Below are 6,078 nucleotides of genomic sequence, written 5' to 3' on the forward strand. Positions count from 1 at the left end.
TCTGAGTTGCCGGAGTTTCCTTGGTGGGTTGTTGTGCTTGGTGGGGGTGTTGTGGCTGCTGGTGTGTATTTGTGGTGGACCGGACGCCAAGCGGTTAAGGACAATGACGCTTGAATCAATGATCGAAACGAGCTCAGTCGTGGCAGTGAGACGAGTGTTAGATAGTTTCAGCACCGTTGCGACACGCCGAAAGTGGCAATCGCTTTAAAATACATAAAAACGGTACGGGGGGGGGTATGTGTTTTTGGCATTCCTGGGGGCGTTTGCTGGTGTGAGAAAGAATACCGGTCAACGCTAATTTTTTGGTTTTCACTATGCTAATAGGGGTGCATACCGCGATATATTCAGGTGAAAGTTTCTTGTTTTAGCTATGTAAAACCCCTTAACTGCTCTGCGTTTCGGGTGTACTCTAAAGACATCCCCCCGATTGAATAGCTGAGTAAGTGAGAGAGTATCCCACTTATTCACAGATTTTGTCGTAGGGGTGTAACCACCTAAACGGAGAGCGCTATGACAAAAACAAGCACAAGGTTCCTCAGCTTCACGCTGATGCTAATGCTTGCGTTGGTCGCTGTCGGGGGGGGGGCAACTCTCTGCTCTGACGCCGGCTGCTAACGCAACTGATGCCCAGGTAGATCTGAGAGCAACTCTCACTGCACCAAGCTCCGGTAATGCGGGAGCGCCTTTTGAGGTTATCGGTAAAGTCAGAAACGTTAGTGGTGACCCCGCTGGTGGCTCAACGTTTGTTTTTGAATACGAGAAAGGCACCCTTGAAGCAAAACTAGAGTGTGTAGCAAGTGGGGGCGCTGTCTGCCCAAACATGGATGATGTTGAGCACACCTCACCTTATTGGTACGGAGGGTCTTTCGCGGGCAGCATCCCGACTCTACCTGTTAACGGCGAAATTACTCTAAAGCTAACCGGTCTTTATACTGCTATAAACAGCACCTCTACATTTTCACTAGAGGCAACACCGCAGAGTGGAGCCGAGGATACTGATCCCGCTTCTAACAGAGCGGTCGACAACACTGTAGTTACATACACTTCTACCTCGGTTAGGGTTACTAAGACACAGGATAAACTAAACGTTAATTCTGGTGAGCCCCGAGTGTATACCGTTACCTATGAGAACACTGGTAATGCGGCAACGGTTATTCATATCAAGGACACATACGATCCTGTGAGTTTATCTGATGCTGAGATAGACGAGCCTGCGACAGTTAGCTTCTCAACTGTCTGCGATAGCAGCACAACCGCGAGCTGCCCGGCAGTATTTAATGGGGAAATCCACACAAAAGAATACAGACCCGATGGACAGTCCATTACTCTCTTTGAGAGTGCCGAAACCCCGCTTTCCGATGGTGACACTAGTGATACGAACCCGTATGATAAAAGGTTCAAGCACCTGACTCTCTACCCCGGAAAAAAGCTTGTATTAAAAACTACTGTCGTAGAAACTATTAGAGGTTGTATACATGGTAACTCCAGGGTTACTGTTGGAAATAAAGCAGAGGCAAATCATTATCGGGGTGTGGAGTTTTACCCAGGGTATGCCCCATATCTTGATGGTTATGTCACTAACTTGACACAGTGCCCTAGCGCAACTCTCACTGTCACGAAAACGCAGGATCGGGGTATCGTAAACTCCGGTGAGACCCGCACTTACACTGTGACATACGAGAACACTAGCAACAATGATGCAGTTGTAGATATCGCAGATAGCTACGTTTCTCAAGCTCCTTCTTGGCTGCAATACTATCCTTACTCAGTGAATGGCATACAGGGTAGCATTCTTCAGGGGAGCTCGACTGTTAAATATTCAGTGCAGTGCCACACATCATCAACTGCTACGTGCCCTGCCCAGTTTGATGGTAGTGAGAAAACTGAGATCATTGATCAAGATAACCGTCAAACTGTGCTGTTCAGATCGAATAAGCTCCCCTTTGTACAGAGCGGATACGTTGATGCAGTGCCGTCTGTATCTATCCCAGCAGGCAAGAAGCTTGTACTGAAAATCCCGGTAACACATACGATACAAGGGTGCGTGCAAAATGGTGAATATTTAGGAGTTGATAACTCAGCATCATTAGGTTCCATAGCCGGTAGTGGTGTGACCATACAATCTGTTGACACCGATGTTGAGGGGCTCGTTAAAGCTCAGGAGTGCCAAGAAACCACCGTTAAGGTGACCAAAACTCAGGATAAAGTCGATGTTGCCTCCGGTGAAAAACGCAAGTACCAGGTAACTTATGAGAACACTGGCGATCATGATGCGAAGGTTCGTATTAATGATAGTTACGGCTGGGGTGGGGTGCCTGCTACCTCAATAACAAAAGTTACATGTGATAACTCCTCAACAGCATCATGTCCGGCAGCAGACTTTGATGGCCATGAAGATGCCCTCGGCTTTAGTAAGTGGTTCTACGATTATGGAAACCCGAACAGTAGCTCTTCCAGTGTGAATCCTAGCAGTTACTTCAATAACAAACAGTTGACAATCCCCGCGGGGAAGAAACTGGTGCTGAATATGGAAATTACTCATACCATGATAGGCTGCTACCAAGAGACACAGCCCTTTGATGTTCTTAGCACTGCCAATATACAGCCTGCTGACGGATCGAATGTGCGCTTCACGGCTGCTTATAGCGAAGTTCGTGGGAGTATTTTCTGTAATGATATCTCCTCAACCACAACTGTTCCTAACCAAGTCTTAGCCTTTGGTGATCCCTTGTCCTTCAGTTCAAGGTTCTCCAATGATGCCGGTCAGGTTGATGTATTGCCGTTTAGTCAGGTTCTGCCACAGCGTGCTGTGCTGAGCCCAGAACAGGCAGTTAAGGCAGGACTTGTGACTGACCCGGCAAAAGCCTTCAGCTTCAGCTGTTTCACCGGTAGTGGAGCTAACGGTACGCCGCAGCCAGTTGCCTGCCCTTCAGACCTTGCATATGATGAAGCGAAACACGCGATCACGGGCACCTATCGACAGCCGATTACTGCTGATAGTTGGTTTGAGGTTCACACAAATACCTTCGCAGGATTTGTAGCCGCACCGAGTGCATCATTCGACATTAAGTCAGAGATCGGTGAGGTACGTGGTGATGTCAATATTCCGCAGAATAACTCAGTGGATACATTTGAGCTGACGAACACCCAGCACACTCTGAGCGCGATTGTGACGTTGAACAGGACAGCTCCTGAAGACATCAACTTCAAGATCAAGCTGTACTGTGAGTTCCAGGGTGACCCGAACTCGCAACCAGCCGGTTTTGTTAAAGAGGTGTCATCCTCGATCAGTCAAAACAGTTCAAGTAAATCACTCACACTACACAGTGCCTACTGGACCCACGACAACTGTCGAGCAGAGATAGAGCGCGGTGATCCACCAGCAGGATATGTCTGGGATGATGACGCTGAATGGGAGCAAATCAAGTCACAGATTGAGAACCACATCGTTGGTGATCACACCTGGACATTCCCGCTGAAGATAGCGCCAGCACCGGCACCATTCACGCCAACACTGCCGCTAACGGGTGGCACCGCGGCAATCACCTACACTATCCTCGGCACGATAGCAGGCGGTGTGGCACTCGCAGTAGCCTACTCACGGAACCGAGTAGTGCGCAGGCGACAGCTGCCGGAGGTTAACTAAAGCCTGGCTGTGCCTGTCGAATTAGGGGAGTGCAGGCACAGCCAATACCCAAATCAATTCCCCCTATGGTGTCTCGACACCACTCGAGAAACAGGAAAAGGAAATGAAACAGTCACTGTTCAAGAAAACAACGGTGCTGCTCGGAGCTGCAAGCATCGCTGCCGCAGGGATCCTCATCCCAGCAGCAGCTCAGGCATCCGGCAACATCGACCCCTCAAAAGACGGTCAGGCGAGCCTCACCATCCACAAATATAAGGCAGATTCAAACCAGTCTGGTCAGGGTCAGCCTAACCCCGGTGGAACTCTGATTGCAGACACCTCTAACCTTGGTCAGCCACTGCAGGGTGTTGAGTTCACAGTCACCCCAGTAACCCAGAAAAACGGTAAGGCAATCAACCTTGCTGAGCCTGCAGGCTGGGACCTGATTAAGGGCCTCAACAGCCTCAACCAGAGTGCACAGGTTGCTGCTGTCAAGGGTGGCGATTACACCCTCGGCATCCCAGAGAAAAAGAGCACCGGCTCAAACGGTGAGGTTAAGTTCTCAGGTAAAGCATTTGGTCTTTACCTCGTAGAAGAGACCAACCCAGGTAACAACAACATCACAGCTCCAGCAGCGCCAATCCTCGTAACCCTGCCGCTGACAAGCGGAACAGGCTGGAACTACGATGTACACATGTACCCAAAGAACACCGTCGGTGACGACATCTCCAAAACAGTAAAGAGCATCGAGAACAACGAGATTACCTGGTTGGTAAACTCACCAGTTCCAGCTCTCGCTGCTGGTCAGCCTGGTTACACAAAGGCGATCATCACCGATAACCTAGACAGCCGCCTCACCTACAAGGACGGCAGCGCAAAGGTTAGCTTCAGGGCAAACGGCTCCAGCTCTGCAACTGCGCTTGACGCTGCAGACTTCACCGCAAGCGTTTCAGGTCAGACACTGACTGTTAGCCTCAACCCAAGTGGCCTGGCTAAGCTTGCTGCTGGCAGCCTGCAGGTAGAGTTTGCAACCACCGTTGTTGGAAACGGTGCAATCTCTAACACTGTTATCAGCAACATCAACGACAGCACTTTCGAGGTTGCAGACAACCAGCCAAACACTCCTGTTGCTTACTACGGTTACCTGAAGATCAACAAGAAGAGCAATGACCAGCCTGCGCTGCCACTGCAGAACGCTAAGTTCGGCATCTACGCAAGCCAGTCAGATGCAGAGAACGGCACCGCACCTATTGCAACTGTTACCACCAAGGCAGACGGTACCGTTTCACAGCAGCTTGCTCTCGGAAAGAAGGACGTCTCTGGCAACATTGGTTCCGACACAAAGACCTTCTTTGTTAAAGAGCTCGAAGCCCCAGCCGGTTACGTACTGGACAGCACCGTCCGCTCAGTTGTCGTAAACAAGGATCACTCAGCTGCTGTTCCAGTCGAACTGGAAATCACCAACGAGAAGGCACTTGTTCCAGGTCTGCCACTCACCGGTGGACAGGGCGCAACCCTCCTTGCAGTAGCAGGTGGTGCACTCGTGATTGCTGGTGCTTCAGTAGCTGTGCTGCGTCGCCGCAACAAGCAGGTAACTGCATAACCCAAGCGGAACAACCGCTAAAAACAGCGCTGTTAAAGGAGCAGATCCGGTCAAAGAACAGGAAAAAGAGAACTGCGAAATAACAGAACTGTAATCCTATCCGTGGGCTATCCCGCGGTAAGAAAACAGAGACCGGCTCGTGTAGTCTTCCTTCACGAGCCGGTCTCAGTTTTCTTGGCTGTAAATAGCTAGCTCGAGCACAAACAATCCCGTCATTGCCCTCCGGTGCCGGGGTTTCAAGCCTCGCAAACCCCCCAACCCAACACTTATAACCCTAAATACCAAGAACAAAGCAGCAGCAATGCCACTAAAAGAGAAAAGCCCCCGCAGGGCAACACACATACCAGCGGTGAAACCAACGAAAATCAACAAACGATCTCGACGTCAAACCCTCCCGCGTCACGTCGCTGGACGCAGATGGCGTCTGGATAAGATGTCGTTAATTCCGGTCACGCTCGGTCTTGTTGGGCTGCTGGTGGCTTGCTATCCGGCGGTTGCGTCGTGGTTTAGTCAGGTTAACCAGTCTTTGCTGGTGGATGATTATGCGACCCTGATTGATCACGCTGAACCCGACAAGACAGAACAAATCCGGCTCGCCCACCAATACAACAAAGCCCTGCAAGCGGGTGCCGTATTCTATGGTGGGGATAATAAAGCAACCGGTGAGGGCACAAGCGATAGTGGAAGCGAGCTTAACTATCGGGATATGCTGCACACCCCTGACAGTTTAGTGATGGCGAGGCTTCGGGTTCCTAGCGCGGGGGTTGATTTGCCGATCTATCACGGCACCAGTGATGCGGTGTTAAACGTTGGTGTCGGCCACCTGGAGGGTACCTCTCTGCCGGTTGGT

2 protein-coding genes and 1 pseudogene are annotated in these 6,078 nt (G+C 50.5%); all 3 read left to right on the forward strand.

Going from position 1 to position 6,078, the window contains the following annotated elements:
* Positions 1-820 precede the first annotated feature (820 nt).
* Positions 821-3,646 (forward strand): LPXTG cell wall anchor domain-containing protein, encoded by a 2,826-nt coding sequence (locus EII30_RS08735; protein WP_124886960.1) that lies wholly within the window; start codon positions 821-823, stop codon positions 3,644-3,646.
* A 103-nt stretch (positions 3,647-3,749) separates the two neighbouring features.
* The gene (locus EII30_RS08740; RefSeq protein WP_124886961.1) at positions 3,750-5,228 is read left to right on the forward strand and encodes a SpaH/EbpB family LPXTG-anchored major pilin; all 1,479 of its coding nucleotides are present in this window, start codon (positions 3,750-3,752) and stop codon (positions 5,226-5,228) included.
* Positions 5,229-5,661: 433 nt separating this feature from the next.
* Positions 5,662-6,078 (forward strand): annotated as a pseudogene (locus tag EII30_RS08745) (class C sortase); the annotation flags it as partial.

The sequence above is a fragment of the Leucobacter sp. OH1287 genome, from assembly GCF_003859945.1.
GTDB lineage: Bacteria > Actinomycetota > Actinomycetes > Actinomycetales > Microbacteriaceae > Canibacter.

What these genes read in the sequence shown, in the direction of transcription:
- EII30_RS08740 (WP_124886961.1), top strand. Translation starts at nt 3,750, where the DNA reads ATGAAACAGTCACTGTTCAAGAAAACAACGGTGCTGCTCGGAGCTGCA.
- EII30_RS08735 (WP_124886960.1), top strand. Translation starts at nt 821, where the DNA reads ATGGATGATGTTGAGCACACCTCACCTTATTGGTACGGAGGGTCTTTC.